The organism is Pandoraea commovens, assembly GCF_902459615.1.
Taxonomy (GTDB): Bacteria; Pseudomonadota; Gammaproteobacteria; order Burkholderiales; family Burkholderiaceae; genus Pandoraea; species Pandoraea commovens.
On sequence record NZ_CABPSA010000001.1, the window covers coordinates 910,216 to 923,862 of the forward strand.

The 13,647-nt window shown below is 60.2% G+C and carries 22 protein-coding genes; 2 read left to right on the forward strand and 20 right to left on the reverse strand.

Features of this window, described 5'->3' with window-relative positions:
- Positions 1-5 precede the first annotated feature (5 nt).
- The 10 genes from PCO31010_RS03915 to PCO31010_RS03960 all read right to left on the reverse strand — a co-directional run bounded on the left by PCO31010_RS03915 (position 6) and on the right by PCO31010_RS03960 (position 7,525).
- The gene (locus tag PCO31010_RS03915) at positions 6-353 is read right to left on the reverse strand and encodes a DUF3168 domain-containing protein (protein WP_174984295.1); all 348 of its coding nucleotides are present in this window, start codon (positions 351-353) and stop codon (positions 6-8) included.
- Positions 350-850, reverse strand: coding sequence for an HK97 gp10 family phage protein (locus tag PCO31010_RS03920; RefSeq protein ID WP_174984298.1), 501 nt, complete (start codon positions 848-850; stop codon positions 350-352). Before PCO31010_RS03920 ends, PCO31010_RS03915 begins: the two co-directional genes overlap by 4 nt.
- Positions 840-1,199 (reverse strand): phage head closure protein, encoded by a 360-nt coding sequence (locus tag PCO31010_RS03925; RefSeq protein WP_150663057.1) that lies wholly within the window; start codon positions 1,197-1,199, stop codon positions 840-842. The genes PCO31010_RS03920 and PCO31010_RS03925 overlap by 11 nt, the downstream gene beginning before the upstream one ends.
- A complete protein-coding gene (locus PCO31010_RS03930; RefSeq protein ID WP_150663058.1) occupies positions 1,199-1,540 on the reverse strand; it encodes a head-tail connector protein in 342 nt (113 codons plus the stop codon). Before PCO31010_RS03930 ends, PCO31010_RS03925 begins: the two co-directional genes overlap by 1 nt.
- Before the next feature lie 3 nt (positions 1,541-1,543).
- Complete coding sequence (locus PCO31010_RS03935) at positions 1,544-1,801, reverse strand: HeH/LEM domain-containing protein (protein WP_150663059.1); 258 nt, start codon at positions 1,799-1,801, stop codon at positions 1,544-1,546.
- A gap of 64 nt (positions 1,802-1,865) precedes the next feature.
- Positions 1,866-3,140, reverse strand: a complete 1,275-nt coding sequence (locus PCO31010_RS03940) for a phage major capsid protein (RefSeq protein ID WP_150663060.1) — start codon at positions 3,138-3,140, stop codon at positions 1,866-1,868.
- A 4-nt stretch (positions 3,141-3,144) separates the two neighbouring features.
- Positions 3,145-3,984, reverse strand: coding sequence for a head maturation protease, ClpP-related (locus PCO31010_RS03945; RefSeq protein ID WP_150663061.1), 840 nt, complete (start codon positions 3,982-3,984; stop codon positions 3,145-3,147).
- Positions 3,962-5,272, reverse strand: coding sequence for a phage portal protein (locus PCO31010_RS03950; RefSeq protein ID WP_150663062.1), 1,311 nt, complete (start codon positions 5,270-5,272; stop codon positions 3,962-3,964). The genes PCO31010_RS03945 and PCO31010_RS03950 overlap by 23 nt, the downstream gene beginning before the upstream one ends.
- Before the next feature lie 7 nt (positions 5,273-5,279).
- Positions 5,280-7,010, reverse strand: coding sequence for a terminase large subunit (locus PCO31010_RS03955; RefSeq protein WP_150663063.1), 1,731 nt, complete (start codon positions 7,008-7,010; stop codon positions 5,280-5,282).
- Complete coding sequence (locus PCO31010_RS03960) at positions 7,010-7,525, reverse strand: terminase small subunit (protein WP_150663064.1); 516 nt, start codon at positions 7,523-7,525, stop codon at positions 7,010-7,012. Before PCO31010_RS03960 ends, PCO31010_RS03955 begins: the two co-directional genes overlap by 1 nt.
- A 76-nt stretch (positions 7,526-7,601) precedes the next feature.
- On the opposite strand from PCO31010_RS03960, the gene PCO31010_RS26575 reads away from it, so the two are divergent.
- Entirely contained in the window at positions 7,602-8,039 is a 438-nt protein-coding gene (locus PCO31010_RS26575; RefSeq protein WP_174984300.1) for a hypothetical protein, read from the forward strand.
- A gap of 148 nt (positions 8,040-8,187) precedes the next feature.
- Here PCO31010_RS26575 and PCO31010_RS03970 read toward each other — a convergent pair whose 3' ends face one another.
- The 10 genes from PCO31010_RS03970 to PCO31010_RS04020 form a co-directional block, all read right to left on the reverse strand.
- A complete protein-coding gene (locus PCO31010_RS03970) occupies positions 8,188-8,547 on the reverse strand; it encodes a sigma-70 RNA polymerase sigma factor region 4 domain-containing protein (RefSeq protein WP_150663066.1) in 360 nt (119 codons plus the stop codon).
- Positions 8,544-8,729 carry a hypothetical protein gene (locus PCO31010_RS03975; protein ID WP_150663067.1) on the reverse strand — a complete coding sequence of 62 codons (186 nt, stop codon included), beginning with the start codon at positions 8,727-8,729 and terminating at the stop codon, positions 8,544-8,546. The genes PCO31010_RS03970 and PCO31010_RS03975 overlap by 4 nt, the downstream gene beginning before the upstream one ends.
- Positions 8,729-9,127 (reverse strand): Ref family recombination enhancement nuclease, encoded by a 399-nt coding sequence (locus PCO31010_RS27170; RefSeq protein ID WP_150663068.1) that lies wholly within the window; start codon positions 9,125-9,127, stop codon positions 8,729-8,731. The genes PCO31010_RS03975 and PCO31010_RS27170 overlap by 1 nt, the downstream gene beginning before the upstream one ends.
- A gap of 340 nt (positions 9,128-9,467) precedes the next feature.
- A complete protein-coding gene (locus PCO31010_RS03985; protein WP_246184431.1) occupies positions 9,468-9,950 on the reverse strand; it encodes a DUF1064 domain-containing protein in 483 nt (160 codons plus the stop codon).
- A 13-nt stretch (positions 9,951-9,963) separates the two neighbouring features.
- Complete coding sequence (locus PCO31010_RS03990) at positions 9,964-10,479, reverse strand: hypothetical protein (protein WP_150663069.1); 516 nt, start codon at positions 10,477-10,479, stop codon at positions 9,964-9,966.
- A 182-nt stretch (positions 10,480-10,661) separates the two neighbouring features.
- Positions 10,662-11,456: an ATP-binding protein gene (locus PCO31010_RS04000; RefSeq protein WP_150663071.1), complete on the reverse strand. Its 795-nt coding sequence runs from the start codon at positions 11,454-11,456 to the stop codon at positions 10,662-10,664.
- On the reverse strand, positions 11,453-12,238 hold the full coding sequence (locus PCO31010_RS04005) for a helix-turn-helix domain-containing protein (RefSeq protein ID WP_150663072.1): 786 nt from the start codon (positions 12,236-12,238) through the stop codon (positions 11,453-11,455). The genes PCO31010_RS04000 and PCO31010_RS04005 overlap by 4 nt, the downstream gene beginning before the upstream one ends.
- Complete coding sequence (locus tag PCO31010_RS04010; protein ID WP_150663073.1) at positions 12,235-12,498, reverse strand: helix-turn-helix domain-containing protein; 264 nt, start codon at positions 12,496-12,498, stop codon at positions 12,235-12,237. Before PCO31010_RS04010 ends, PCO31010_RS04005 begins: the two co-directional genes overlap by 4 nt.
- A gap of 9 nt (positions 12,499-12,507) precedes the next feature.
- On the reverse strand, positions 12,508-12,693 hold the full coding sequence (locus PCO31010_RS04015; protein WP_150663074.1) for a hypothetical protein: 186 nt from the start codon (positions 12,691-12,693) through the stop codon (positions 12,508-12,510).
- A complete protein-coding gene (locus PCO31010_RS04020) occupies positions 12,690-13,283 on the reverse strand; it encodes a hypothetical protein (protein ID WP_150663075.1) in 594 nt (197 codons plus the stop codon). Before PCO31010_RS04020 ends, PCO31010_RS04015 begins: the two co-directional genes overlap by 4 nt.
- Before the next feature lie 125 nt (positions 13,284-13,408).
- On the opposite strand from PCO31010_RS04020, the gene PCO31010_RS04025 reads away from it, so the two are divergent.
- Positions 13,409-13,639: a hypothetical protein gene (locus PCO31010_RS04025; protein WP_150663076.1), complete on the forward strand. Its 231-nt coding sequence runs from the start codon at positions 13,409-13,411 to the stop codon at positions 13,637-13,639.
- The last annotated feature ends 8 nt before the right edge of the window (positions 13,640-13,647 follow it).

Below are 13,647 nucleotides of genomic sequence, written 5' to 3' on the forward strand. Positions count from 1 at the left end.
ATCTATCAAGCGGTGAACCAAAAAGAAATATCGAGGCGCTCGCCGTACCAGTTGGTATCGGACTCATGCAACCCCACCGGGGCGCCAATGGGAACACCCTTCAGCTCGTCTCCGCAGAGGGTCGTCATCACTTGTCGCATGACCGTCGCCGCCTCCTTCGCAGTCTCCGCCCACACAACGAACTGCACGCGCGCGTTCATGCGCTCGGCAAGACCTTCGAGTGAGCTCGCGTCCTGCCCGCCGACCTTCTGGAAAATTGCATATGGGCGTTGCGTGTTGGCCGGCGCAGTGGCGTTGAATATTCGGCCGTCGGCAACTTCGGCCAGCGCTCCCGTAATGAGTGGCTCGATCATTTGCCGCGGGCCTCGTGAATTTCGATCAGCTTCTCTTTCAGCCGATTGCGCATCGCATCGACGGCATCGGTCTTTCGGGCCTCCCATGCCGGCCGGATGAACGGACGTGCAGCGACCCAGTGCTTACCCACAGAGTTGGCTCGGTGAGATTTCCACCTCACGCCCTTCGGTTTCGGCGGCACATACCAGTGCCCGAACTCAACCATCGGACCGTAGAAGGCGACGTCGTTTCGGCCGTCACCCTTCTTCCCGCGCCTGATGCTGACGTAGTACATCTTGCTCGTCTCAGTGGAGCGCTCTTCGATGAATTTCAGGTAGAGCGCGCGCCCGAGGTTTCCGGTTTCACCTTGCGGCGCGCGTAATGCGGCTTCGTCGCGAAGAATCGTCCCGCCAGCAACGGCGGCAGACCGTAGCGCGGATTCGGCCAGATCGTCGGCAAGCTTTAGCATCTCGGTGGCAGACTCGCTAAAGCCGCTCGTCTTCCAATCAACCGCCATCGCCTTGACCCGAGACGCAAACGAGGTCCGTATACTCGCGGCCGGCGTAATCGGGCAACGACTTCTCGATGTTGAAAATCTCGTCATCCACCGGCTGGCCGTCAACGTACTTAATCAGAACCGCCCGCATGCCGTTATCGATATCGGTGCGATAGCGCACGCGAATGCTCGCGTCCGCCGTCCCGACAGGCATGTCGGATGTGATCGCCTCAGATCCCGACGACAGGCGCACGTTGCACCAGAGCACCGGCCCGATCGGCACCCAGCCGTCGGAAGGCTGGCCGAAGTCGTCCTTTGCGGCGCCCCGGCGCTCGATCCGCACTTGTCGCGTAAGGGTTCCCGAGCGCATCAGACACCCGGCACGATGCGGTGGGGTCGCAACAGCGACTTCGCGTTGAAAGGCAGCTCGGCGACGCTACCGATAGTCGAATCCTCGCGATTCATGTAAAGCTCGGCGGTCGTCTTCAGGATCGCCGCCTTGATCGCCGCGTTCACCACCGTCGGGTTATCCCCTGCCGTACCGGCCGTAACAGCTGCCTGCAAAGCGGTCTCGGTTTCGAAGACCTGACGATTCAGGTAGTCGATTGCGGACTGCGTGGCACCGTCGAGTGCCATTTGCACGACCTCGTCGTCGGCGCCCAAATCCTGCTTGACGAACTTCGCTGCAAGTTCGAGAGAAACCAGCGGCACTGATTACTCTCCTGCACCGGCCAGCAGTTCGACCAGCTCCGCCTTGCTCGCGCTCGCCTTGTACTCGATGCCCTTGGCTTCCAGCGCCGCCTTGATCTGCGCCGCAGTCATGTCTTCAGGTGCGAGCGTCTCGTCGCCCAATGCGCCCAGTTCCAACGCGCCAGCTTCCAGTTCCGGCGGGCATTCGTCGCCCACTTCGAACGTGGTCGGGTAAATGTCACCGTCCATCACACCCTTAAACGCCTTGATCAGCTTTGCCATCTCTTCCTCGCAAAATGAGAAAGGCTCCCGAAGGAGCCCCTATTCGCAGACCGATTGACGGCGCTTACGCCGACGCGGCGATCTTCATGGCGCGCATCGGCTCCGGATTCAGGAGTCCGCCGCCGACACGCTTCGTGGTGTAGAACAGTACGTACGGCTTGTTCGTATACTGATCGCGCAGCACGCGCACGCCGATGCGATCAATGATCAGGTACGTCTGCTTGAAGTCGCCGAAGAGAACCGGCGTCGCGTTTGCCGCCACATCCGGCATATCCGGCACCTCGGTCAGCGGATATCCGGCGAGCGTGGACGGCTGGCCCGCAACGTACGTCGGCTGCCAAAGGTAATTGCCCTGGCCATCCTTGAGCTTCCGAACCAGGCGCTGCGTGTTTCGGTTCATCGTGAAGCGCGCGTTGCCCGTGAATGCGCTCGGCAGGTCGTACACCAGGTCGATGATGCCGTCCGAAGTGATCGCTGCAGCCGAGCCACTGTTGACGACTTCGATCGCGCCGAACGGGTGAGCGGCAGCATTGGCGCCGCCAGTGACGTACGTCAGGATGCCCGTCGGCTTCTTCGTGCCATCTCCCGAGACGAACGCGAGACCTTCCTGCTTCGCGAACTGCGTCTGCACCTCGCCAGCGAGCCACGTTTCCAGATCAATTTCGCTGTCGTCCAGGATACCCTGCGTCGCAGCAGGGTTAGCGTAGATTTCGCCCGAACCGAACGTGAGCGGCGCGAACGTTCCGGTGTTGGTCTGCGGACGCGGGTCAGTTTCGCCAACCCAGCCGCTTCCCGTACCTCCTAGGTTGAACAGCTTCGAGAAACCGGCTTTCGATACCGATTGCACTTGGCAGAGGTCCCGCATCGGCGAGACCAGAACAAGCTTGTTGGTGATCGTGCGATCCCACTCGATCGGAGTGAGGTAACCGCCTTGGTCGTCGGCTCCCTTGTTCAGTGCTGCGTTGACGTCGCCCTTTTTCACGTGAGCCTTGAAGGCGTCCGTGTATTCCGCGTCGCGCAGCTTGGCACCGCCGCCGGCGCCCCCCATTTCGAGAGCTGCCATCTTCACACTGTGCTCGTCCAGCGCCTTCTGGAACGAATCGAGATCCGAGCCGATCTTTTCGACCTTTGCGGTAATGTCAGCCGTCGGCAGGCCCAACTTGATGGTATCGAGCTGTTTGGTATGCTCGGCCTTGAACGCCTCGAAAGCACGGTTGACACCCTCAATGAGCGCCTTCACCTCGGTATCGGCGCGCACGGACATGATGCCGCGCGGAACCGGAGCAAAGGTGCCGGCCAGTGCCGCCGTCAGGGCGGAAATCATTCGTTGCTTGCTCATGGATTTATCCTTGAAGAGCGTTGATGAGGTTTTGCAGCGAGGCTGCAACGTCTTCGCCAGCGCCCGGCATGGCGGTTCCAGCGGCAGCGCCAGGCGTGCCGTCGAAAAGGGTTTTGATAGCGTCACGACGAGCGCCGCGCGAATATCCAGCGCGCGCCATCGACGCTTCAATGAGTGCAAGCGCCTTGCGGCCGCTCGCGTTTGTGTCTTTGGCAACCTTCGCGCTATCCAGCAGGCCGGTCGCAAAACCGTCGTCAACGGCCTGCTGCGCGCCGATCCACGTCTCCTTATCCATCAGCGCAGCAGCTTCTTCCTGCGAGATGCCCGCGCGCTGCGAATACACCTTAGCCATGGCTGCGTCGAACGGCGCCAGCACCTCGGCGGCCTGCGCGATGTCGTGCCGGTTGCCGATTGCGACCGTCCAGGCGTTGTGGATCATCAGAAAGGCGCCATCACCCATCAGGATCTCGTCGCCCGCCATCGCGATCACTGAAGCCGCCGAAGCGGCTATGCCCATCACGTTCACCGTGACCTTTGCCTTGTGCTCACGCAGCAGGTTGTAGATCGCAACGCCCTCGAAGAAGTCGCCGCCAGGCGAATTCACGTTGACCGTGAGGTCGCGCGCGCCGATGTTTCGCAGCGCAGCGCTGATGCGCTTCGCAGTGATGCCCGTGCCTTCCCAGTTGTCGCCGATCGAGTCGTAGATCGAGATCGAGGCGGAGTCGTCACTCGCCGCTGCGTGCACGCCCGGCTCCCAACGCTCCAACGCATCGGGCCGCACGTCGTATTGCGCGCTGTTGAGCCGGTGATCGGCTCGGATTTCAGGCAGTTTGAGGAGGCTCATTGCCGCTCACCTTGGGTTGCTGTGTCATTGGGTTGCGCAGTTGGTCGGCAACCGGGTCATCCACGCGAGGCAGATCCACCGTCTCGCGCACTTCGTTCTGCTTCATCCATGGCGAATGTCCGCCAGCACCTAGAGCCTTGGCAAAGAAGTTCGCCTGATCGTTAAGCGTGCCGCGCAGAAGCGCCGCTTCGTTGAACTTGAACACCTGCTTGCCGAGCATGTTCTCCGGCAGGAACAGGCGCTCAGCCGCCTGCTCCCATGAAACGAACCAGGGCGACAATCCGTATTGAATGAAGAAGATGGCAAGCTGCTCAATGCCACTGCCCCAACTCGTGTCATCCATCATCAGAAGCGGGCGCGGTACGCCGTACATGCGCGCCACCTCTTCGATCTGGTGATTTCGGTTCTCGATCTGCTGTGCGGATACCGCCGTCGCCGTGAACTGTTTCGCCTTTCCACCCTCTTCCAGCAGCATCCAGCTACCGGCTTTGTCAGATCCCGAGTGGTTCTCCGCGATCGACTCTTTCAGGCGCGTGTATGCGCCATCCGAAAGCTCTTTCTCGTACTCGATGGCACCGCCTGCCATTACGCCAGTGCGAAACGTGCGGGACGCTGCGCGCTCAGCCTGCTCGGCGAGTTCTAGCGCCTCTCTCGCCAACCGTGGCCGGGAAAGACCGTTCACGCCATCCAGTGACAGATCGCGCAGATGAAACACTTCGCGAGCTGGCAATGTGATCAAATTCCCCGCGGGCGTCGTGTAGTCGTAGACCATCTGCCACGCTTCCGTCAGGCGCGGCTTCGTAGAACCGCGATCCATCGGAATCAGCCGAATCGGGCGATTTCCCGACCAGATCACGCGAGCGTACGACTGGCCGTCGAGTAACGCGCGCAACTGCAAAAGGCTTTTGAACTCGATCGGCGTTTGCCAATCGTTCGGTCGATACTTCAGCAGGCGGTGAGCCGGGTTGTCCGCCTGCGTCCGCTTCGTGTCATCGTTCGCGATCAGGTTGAGCGGCAGCATGCCAATCGATTGCGAGATCAGCGTCACGCATCGAAGGACGGCCATGTTTCGCAGGGCCTTCGCCTCGCGCCCCGTGACTCCTCCGTTCAACTCGCCATTACGGATGTACTCGAGAAGGTTCGGATCATCGAGGCCGTCGAAAACCTGCCCAGGTGTCGACTCAGCACGCGGCGCTACTTGCGACGAGGCCCGCTCAAGAGTCGGTTCCGCGAGGCGAGCGGGGACCTCCGGAGTTTTCTCACCCCGGACGAAATCAAACCAACCCATTCACACCTCAGAGGAATCGGATGCCGCGCGACTCATACACGGACGGCCCTTGAGCCGGCGGGTTGAGCGCCATCAGCGATACCGCATCGAAAATTGCCATCAGCGGGTCAATCTTTCCCGTCCCGCTGGCTTGTTTGGTGATGTTCACGGCGTTGCCGACAGGGACAACGCGCGCGTTGCTGACGCACCACGCCATCATCGGCTGCCCGCCGTGAATCAACATGCCGTCCGCCACTTGGCCGTCTTCGAGCCGTCGGCCGCTGGCAGCAGCAATGCGACGCTCGGCCGTCTTGATAGCTCCAGACAGTTTCCAGCCTTGCGAAATGCCGATCACCTTTTCCTCCGGCACCTTCGCGTCGGCCAACGCGTCAAGGACACTACCGATTCCAGCCGGGTCCGCGCCAACCTTGAAGAGAAGGCCCGCGAACTCAATGTCAGCGACAATCGCAGCGACGTCAGACACGTCGTCGCCGATTTGCTCCACGACAGTCAGGTTGCCCTCTTTCTCGAAGTCGCGTAGTCGTTCGGCTATTTCCTTGCGGCGATCGAAGACGGTCGGATGAGCCCATGCGTGAGTCCACGCTAGCCAGTTGCGCGTCCCTTTCTCGCGGCCAACGAGCGCAAGGCCAAGCAAATCGTCCAGCCCACCACCGTCGATACCCGCCGCAATCACTTCGCACCGCGCTTTCAGCTCTTCGACGGTTAACTTCGGCGCCTTCGCCGCAGCCTCCCAAAAGTCTGCGCCCGCCCAACGATCACTTCTAAGTGCGAGACCGATTTCGACATTTCCATGCTTCGAGAGAAAGCCGCGCAATGACGCCTCGCCCTCCTCGCTAGCCTTGCGGTGCTCCCGCTCAAGGAATGTGCGATCAACCGAGTAACCGAGATTCGGATTGACCATGCCCAAGTTCTCGACGCGGAGATGCGCCTTCGACTTGACCATCTCGGGCGGATGCTCGTAGATGATCGGGAGAAACTGCGGGTCATGGATCTTGCCGTCGCGCACGTCACGCGCGTATTGGAGCTTTTCCTTGAACACACCGGCAGGCGGTTCGTCGCTCTGCGTCGTGATCCAAATCACGAAGCCCTCTGGACGCGATGCGAGGCCACCTAGCGCCTCTCGAAACATCTCCTTCGCGCCAGACTGTTTGCCGAACAACCACAGTTCCTCGACCAACGTTCCAACGCTTTTCTTCCCTGCTGCGGTGTTGGGATCTGCTGCGATCACCTTTAGCGTCGCGCTCTTTTCGCGGTGCGTCAGGGTCTTGATGTGCGTTTGCACTTGGATAAGGTCGGCCAGTTGGTCGTCCTCGTCCGGCTCCTCAAACGCCACCATGTCCTTGGCTGGCCCGAAACTGTTGTTTGCGACCTCCAGCGTCGGTGCCAAGATAGTGAACTCTGCCGACTGCCGCCAGTTCAGGATCAGGCATGTGAGCATAATCGACGCGGCAAGCCCGGATTTGAAGTTCTTCTTCGGCAACATCACGAACCACTCCGTGATAAGCCTTCGGCCACTCTCGGCGTCGTACGCGCCGAACACGGACGCTGCCAGATCAAAGATCCACTGCCCAGATGATTCGCCAAGTCTGGGGCTTCCTGGCGCGTCGACGATGCGCAACGAGCGCATCACTTCAAGGCCTCTTTCAGCCTCATCCGGAAAGATCGGCGCCGGAATGATTGATTGACCGCGTTGCAGTCTCTCTGCCCAGTCAGGGCATGCGGTTGTCCACTCCGGCATCAGACGCTCTTTCCGCCAGATGCCACCAACTTCGGTGGTGATGCGGACGCGAAGCGACCGCCGCCGGCCTTCTTGGCCGCATCCTTCTGAGCTTCCTTCTTCCCGGCCTCACCGACCTTCGGGTGCACGAAAGGCATCAGTGTCTTGGCCGCGTCGATCCGCAGCTTCGGCTCTGTTGCCTGATCGTTCATTGCCGCGAGCAGGAAATCCTTCGGATCCTTAAAAGTCAGAATCGTCGACAGGTCAAACCCGGCGGCAACCGCTGCACCAGTTACGGCCGCCGCCTCGGACTGCTCAGCCGTCTTCGACGTCGGCTTTGCGATCACACTCGCCTTCGCGCCACCCTTTTTCCGATGCTGGGCCAGGTAAGCAGCGACATCCTTGTCTTTAACAAGTCGCGATCCAGCCGCCGAAGCGGTAGCCGGACTGTAGCCCGCCGCAATGGCCGCGTCTTTATTGGACTTTCCGGCCAAAACAGCATCGGCAAACAGCCGCTTTTTGCTGTTAAAGGCCATTAACAAAAACTCCAAAAGGGGAAATTTTCTGCGCGTGCGGGAACGTGCGGTCTAGGGGTTTTGGCCGACAGAACTTTTGACCGCCCCCCTATCGATGCCGCTCGACGCGTTGCTTTTCACTATCGTGATGCGACTTGCAGAGGGTCTGCACATTGGCCGGATCAAGTCGCAATCGATCATCTCCGCGATGAGCAACGATGTGATCGCCAATCGTCCCGAGCGGCTCAGCGATGCCGCGCTCCGCGCATGCAACAACAACCTCGGCCGGCGTCAGTCCCAGCATGACGAGATCACGCAGACAGAACACACAGTGCGGATGCTCAGCAAGGTGCAGCGCTCGAAGGCGTTGCCAGTCAGCTCCGTATCCGCGCGCAGTGCTTCCAGTCTTTCCTGTTCGCCAGGACGGAGACTCAACGACGGACGTGCGCGCTTTCAGCGGCGCGAGTCGCGGTCGAAGTGTAGTCAGTCGGGGCATGAAAGAAACGCCCGCAACCGCCGAAGCGGTGCGGGCTAACGCCTGATGGCGAGGTGGAGACACGCACGAGAAATGGAAAAGCCCGCGAGGTTTTCACCGTCGCGGGCTCTGGATGCACTGATTCAGCCTTTACGAAATGATACGTTTTTTGCCGATTTTGTATAGTGCGAAGATGTATAGCGCCACGCTATACACTTTCAACCATTCGGCAGTAGGCGCGATACGCCTGTGCGCGGCCACTATCCACGCGCTTGTAAAACGCATCCCGCGAGATACCCAGCGCGCAGGCCACGCGCTTGATATGAGAAACGCGGTGAATGTAGAAGAGGTACAGCGCTTCCTTCTCAGGGCTCTCGGGCAGCGACAATACAGCGAGATTGAAAAAGCTGAGCGTCGACGAACAGATCGCATCCGGCTCAGGTCCAACCTTGCGTGGCTGCATACCTGCGAGCATACCGGCGGGGAGCGGCGGCACGAAAATGCGACGCGTGCGGTGCCAGGCAGCCCAGTCTTCGCAAAGAGCATTGAGGTCACGTTTCGTGGTCATGCTTTGTCCTTGTACAACGCGCATCGCCGCATGTTCTTCGTGCCGGGTTTGGTCTGCTCCTTGGCGCAATACTCCAGTCCCCATAGCGTCAGCTTGTGTAAGCAGCCCTTGCATGTTTTGCTCTCCTCAATTTCAATGACTTTTGCCGGGTTCTGATAGAAATGTGTGGGCAGGACCGCCATCACGCCACTTCCGGTGCAACGCTTGCAAAAATGCGATGCGCTACATCGCGCCGCGTTTGCTCCAGCAATTCCGCTTCGGTGCCATACCGCCGTTGAAACTCAGCAGGCCCCGCGTGAAAGGCAACGCCATAGCCGCCGACTCTGTGGTGCAGCGGACACAATGGGATCGTGTCCGCATGCTCCGCGCGCTGCCCACCGCCAGCCAGAAATCGCACGTGATGAACTTCTGCCGGACTCTCGTCATACCCGAGATTCCGGCATACGACGCAGTACAGCCCTGCAACAACGCCCATATGCTCACGCTCTGCCTTCTTTGCTCGCTTGCGCGATTTGCGTTTGAACGGTGATCGAGCAAGCGGCACGCTACTTCTCAGCGACGTCTTCCTCGCCCAGCTCATCGCATTTCCTCGCAAAGTTGCTGGAGGGAGCTGGCATACGCACCGTAAGCCATCATTGGCTGCCACTCCGGTCGGTAAGGGCCCGTAGCGATAGTTGGTTTCGAGGCCCTCGCCGTTACCTTTGCTTTCACTGTCGGCTCAATGCGAGCTGCCGGGGCGGTAGACCGCGTAAGCGCCAGACCGAACTCAAACGCACGCGCTTTCCTCATGACCAGAAGACCTTCGTTCACGAGCTCCACAACCAATCCGTCAACCTTCTTACGAGCTACCCCACTCAGATCCGACAACGCTTGCCTGTCGTACCAGTCGCCCTTGTCCATGCAGTCCAGAATCGCGCTCTTCATTTGATCTCCGTGATCGTCAGCCCCTGCAATGCCATGAGGTGCCGTTTCAATCGATACATTTGCGTCAGAAATCCCTTCACATCCTCGATGACGGTTGCTCCGTCGCGCTGGTACACAAAGTCCGCAACGTAGTAGCGCGCCGGGCGCTTACGACCATCGATCACCACTGTGGCGGCGATCTCAAAGCTGACCTGTCGAAGTAGCCCCGATATCAGGCCGACCTTCTCTTCGGCCACGAGCACCTGCCAACGATGCATTTCCTTCTCGCTGTCGAACTTCTCGCCGTCGAGCTCGCACGGATTGTTGCCGTACTTCGACCGCTTCTTCGCAACCATTCCGAGAATCGGCTGAGCAAGCAATGCGGGCACCGTTGATTCAAGCGCGGCAGCGGTAGCGCCGATCTGCTCACGAATCCGCGCCGTACCCACTCGCCCGTTGCTCACGGCATGCTCGGGAAACGTCAGGCCCTTTCGCGTCATCGCGGCACCTCCCTCAGACCGCGCTTTGCAGCAGCTTTTGCAGCTGCTTGAACTTGCTCGCCTCGACCGCCGTCTGCTCGATGCCTTCTTCGATCGACAGCGCCGCCGTCTCGATCTCCGATGCGATCGCCTTGGTTTCAGCGTCAACATGAGTGCGCAACGCAGAAAGGCGCGCCGACAACGACGACAACAGGTCAATCGGGGATTTCGGCTTCGCTTCGGGCACAGCGCTCTCCTTCTTGATGACGACGACTTTGGTCGACGGATTGGCAACATCGGCGACAGCATCCTTGGCGATCGCGCGGCGACGGTACCGGCCCGTTTGTGCCTCGGTGATCAATCCGGACTCGCGCAGCGCGCGCAGGCAACCTTGCAGCACATGCAGATCCAAGCTTGATCGGGTCGTGCGCATCAGCGCACTAGCGATCTCGACCGCCGACCATGCCTCCTGAATCGGCACGACTTCAAACACCTTCTGTGCGATGGCAGTCTGGCCGCGCAACTTGCTTTCAATACGAGACGGCGTCATGTGTCACTTCCTCTTTCTCTGTAGGTGGGCGATGTATGCCCGCAATTCCTTTTCCTGCCGTTCTGCCACCTGGTCGCCTAAGCTCCGCCGTACCGTTTCGACAAGATCCCTTGCAGCGTTCCCGTGCCCCGCCAGCGCCGCCCTCGCCGCTTCATCAAAGCGCCGCCAGCATTCGTCACGGGTTAAGCTGCGACTTTGCCTCGATGACTTTCCCAATCGAACACGACAGCCTCGCCGCCGTCCTCACGTAGTCGGTCAAAAACACGCTCCCCCAGAAACGAACGAATGCCCGGTACGCGACGACCATCGACCACTTCGTCGTCAACCGTGAGATTCGAGAGCAGGATGGTTTGACGGCGCTTTTCGTACCGCTCGTTCAGAACGTCGAAGAGGATCAGCTTTTCGGTTTCGGATCCAAACTGCACACCGATCTCGTCGAGAACGAGCAGGTCCGGGAACGACAGCGCAGCGACGGCGGCAGACTCCGACTCCGTGCTGCCACGCGTCCACGTGTCTTTCACTCGCCGGACGGCACGCATGACCGTCGTAAACAGAACCGTTCGCGGCGCGCACTCCATGATTGCGTGGCCGATTGCTACGGCGAGGTGCGTCTTTCCCGTTCCCGGCAGACCGAGGAAAATGGCGCACTGCCCACGGCGGTCGGGCTCACCGAAATGCTCGGCAAAGTCGCGAGCGAATTCGAGTGCGCGAATCTGGCCCGGCGTCTTGGCGACGTAGTTGTCGAGTCGACGATCCATGAAGCGCTCGGGAATGCCTGTGTCACCGAGACGGCGCTGCCATGCTTCGCGCTCACCGGCACGGATGATCGTTTCGCGCTCACGCGCAATGCGGGCGGCATCCTCTTCCGCGCATTTCGGGCAACCCGTCCATGAGTCCCCGAAGTAGCACAGCCGGTCGTAGTCGCCGTGTTTCGGGCAATTGCCGGAGGAGCGAAGCGGCAGGGCGTGGAAATTCACAGCTTCCCTCCTTTGCCGTAACTGCGCTTGCCGAAGCCCTCGCCGGAAGCGCCCTTCGCTGCGCCAGTCGTGAGAGCGCTCTCATTGCGGACCCAGTTGCGCCAAGTGGCGTCCCAGTCCGTCTTGCGCCCCTTCTCGCCTGCCTTGGCCCCCCAGTAGTCCTTGAACTTCTCGGCCACACGGCGAACATGGTCGGCATTCCACGTCGGTTGCTCCACGAGAGCCCAGTCACCGAGAGCCTTGGTCAAGACCCAGTCGTCGGGTAAGCGCGTGCCGCGCGCACCACTGACGGTTCCCTTACGGTTAACTGATGGTTCTACTGATGGTTCGGGTGCAAAAGCTTTGCACCCTTTTACGTCGTCGTTTGCACCCTTTACGCCGCCAGTTGCACCCTTTTCTGCTTCGTCTTGCACCCTTTTCTCGGATTGATTCGGTGCAGAATCTGCGCCCTTTCCGTCTTCCGAGTCGTCATCGGAAATGGGTGCAAGTTCTGCACCGTTTATCCATGCCTCGTTGATGCGGTACTCGGCGGGCATTCCGGACTGGCCACGACCACCGACGGCTTGGCGAACTAGCACCAGCCATCCGGACTTCTGCATGCGCCGAAGCTGGTACTGAACGGCTCGCTCAGACTGGCGGGTACGGGTGGCCATCGTGGCTACGCTCGGAAAAATGCGGGTGCCGTCGTCGTGGGCGTTGTCTGCGAGCTTGAGCGCAAGCAGCATTTCGCCGCCGCCGGTCGGGTAACGCTCGAACACCATCCCCATGACTTTGGCGCTCACTTCTCGCCCCCTGTCCTCACTCGAAACCGCGTGACGCCACGACGCACCGGCGTCGTCTCGATGTGACCAGCGGATTCCAGTGCCTTGATCGACTCGCGTACCGCCGATTCCGACATGCCGCAGTCACGCGCCAGGCGGCTGACCTTCGGCGATGATTCGCCCGTCGACATGACCGCGTGATGGCTCAACGCCAACAGCACGATCTTCTCGGTGTGGCGCAACTCAATGCCCCACGCTTGATTGACTCGATGTGCACTCATGGCGGTTCCTCAGTGGTCGCACGGCATTTCGCCGTTGGGCTGGCGCACCGCTCCACAGCCGATGCAAAGCGTCGGCTTCTCGTCTGCGACGATCACCGTCACCGCGCGAGATGCAGCCTTCACGAACGCGTCCTTTGCCGCTTCGATAGCAGCGTGATCCACCGAAACCGAAAGCTTCATCTTGATTTCGCTCACGTTCCCAATCCCTCCATTCCGACCGGCACTTCACCGGTTACGCGCATCGCCGATTCGACGGCGCTTACAAGCGTCTTCTTCACGGAGATATCGTTGATCAGGCTGATGTGCAGGCGCGGCAACTCGCCAGGGTCGATGCCGTCCAGCAAATCCGCCGCCGACGATTCCGTGCGGTGGTTCGCATGCACAATCGTCTGCACGATCTGCTGCGGGCTCAAAGCGTCCTGTTCCATCCCGGCCCGAACACGCACGGATACGTCGACCGTGCCAAGCCATTCGTTGAGGTACGAAAGGCGGATATCGACGGGCATCGCCGCCAAAATCGAGCGCTCGACGTTCGCCGGCATCAGATTCGTGTCCTTGCTGCGGTCGTCGAGCCAACGGAAGATGCGATCGGCGGCATTCTTCGCGGCAGTGAAGGCATCTCCCGACATATCGAATTCGAGGCGCGGCAGCTTGTCCCCGCCCCATGCCTTGTGGGCATCGACGATTTGCAAGGCCACCGTCTCGCGGCTGCCCGCGCGCTGCCGCCACATGTCCACGTGATCGGACAGGATTGCCAGCTTCGTTTTGTGCGATTCGTTTCGCATGTGTTTTTCTCCTCGTGCGTCTACAGTTCAACGCATGCCTTCACTACTCAAATCTGGCGAGTCCCCCGACGGTGCTAAGCTGTGCGCTCTTCACTTCGTACAACTCAACATCCATCGGGGTACTCATGACCGAACTAGAAGAAATCCGTGCCGACATCGCTGGATTGACGGCGGCAGTAGTGGCGCTTGCCTCTGTAAGTCCGGATCTGGAATCGGTCCTCAAACGGCTGAATGCTGTGGAAAAAAATTTCCGAGAGAAATCAGTCGGCACCGAGAATCTCCGCTTCGCGGATCGAGCATTCGACGACCTGCGACAGGCGTTTGAGGAACTCTTGAGGGTCAAAGCCGCTTCTTGAGGCTCTCG

What these genes read in the sequence shown, in the direction of transcription:
- PCO31010_RS03915 (WP_174984295.1), bottom strand. Translation starts at nt 353, where the DNA reads ATGATCGAGCCACTCATTACGGGAGCGCTGGCCGAAGTTGCCGACGGC.
- PCO31010_RS03920 (WP_174984298.1), bottom strand. Translation starts at nt 850, where the DNA reads ATGGCGGTTGATTGGAAGACGAGCGGCTTTAGCGAGTCTGCCACCGAG.
- PCO31010_RS03925 (WP_150663057.1), bottom strand. Translation starts at nt 1,199, where the DNA reads ATGCGCTCGGGAACCCTTACGCGACAAGTGCGGATCGAGCGCCGGGGC.
- PCO31010_RS03935 (WP_150663059.1), bottom strand. Translation starts at nt 1,801, where the DNA reads ATGGCAAAGCTGATCAAGGCGTTTAAGGGTGTGATGGACGGTGACATT.
- PCO31010_RS03940 (WP_150663060.1), bottom strand. Translation starts at nt 3,140, where the DNA reads ATGAGCAAGCAACGAATGATTTCCGCCCTGACGGCGGCACTGGCCGGC.
- PCO31010_RS03945 (WP_150663061.1), bottom strand. Translation starts at nt 3,984, where the DNA reads ATGAGCCTCCTCAAACTGCCTGAAATCCGAGCCGATCACCGGCTCAAC.
- PCO31010_RS03950 (WP_150663062.1), bottom strand. Translation starts at nt 5,272, where the DNA reads ATGGGTTGGTTTGATTTCGTCCGGGGTGAGAAAACTCCGGAGGTCCCC.
- PCO31010_RS03955 (WP_150663063.1), bottom strand. Translation starts at nt 7,010, where the DNA reads ATGCCGGAGTGGACAACCGCATGCCCTGACTGGGCAGAGAGACTGCAA.
- PCO31010_RS03960 (WP_150663064.1), bottom strand. Translation starts at nt 7,525, where the DNA reads ATGGCCTTTAACAGCAAAAAGCGGCTGTTTGCCGATGCTGTTTTGGCC.
- PCO31010_RS03970 (WP_150663066.1), bottom strand. Translation starts at nt 8,547, where the DNA reads ATGACCACGAAACGTGACCTCAATGCTCTTTGCGAAGACTGGGCTGCC.
- PCO31010_RS03975 (WP_150663067.1), bottom strand. Translation starts at nt 8,729, where the DNA reads ATGGCGGTCCTGCCCACACATTTCTATCAGAACCCGGCAAAAGTCATT.
- PCO31010_RS27170 (WP_150663068.1), bottom strand. Translation starts at nt 9,127, where the DNA reads ATGAGCTGGGCGAGGAAGACGTCGCTGAGAAGTAGCGTGCCGCTTGCT.
- PCO31010_RS03985 (WP_246184431.1), bottom strand. Translation starts at nt 9,950, where the DNA reads ATGACGCGAAAGGGCCTGACGTTTCCCGAGCATGCCGTGAGCAACGGG.
- PCO31010_RS03990 (WP_150663069.1), bottom strand. Translation starts at nt 10,479, where the DNA reads ATGACGCCGTCTCGTATTGAAAGCAAGTTGCGCGGCCAGACTGCCATC.
- PCO31010_RS04010 (WP_150663073.1), bottom strand. Translation starts at nt 12,498, where the DNA reads ATGAGTGCACATCGAGTCAATCAAGCGTGGGGCATTGAGTTGCGCCAC.
- PCO31010_RS04020 (WP_150663075.1), bottom strand. Translation starts at nt 13,283, where the DNA reads ATGCGAAACGAATCGCACAAAACGAAGCTGGCAATCCTGTCCGATCAC.
- PCO31010_RS04025 (WP_150663076.1), top strand. Translation starts at nt 13,409, where the DNA reads ATGACCGAACTAGAAGAAATCCGTGCCGACATCGCTGGATTGACGGCG.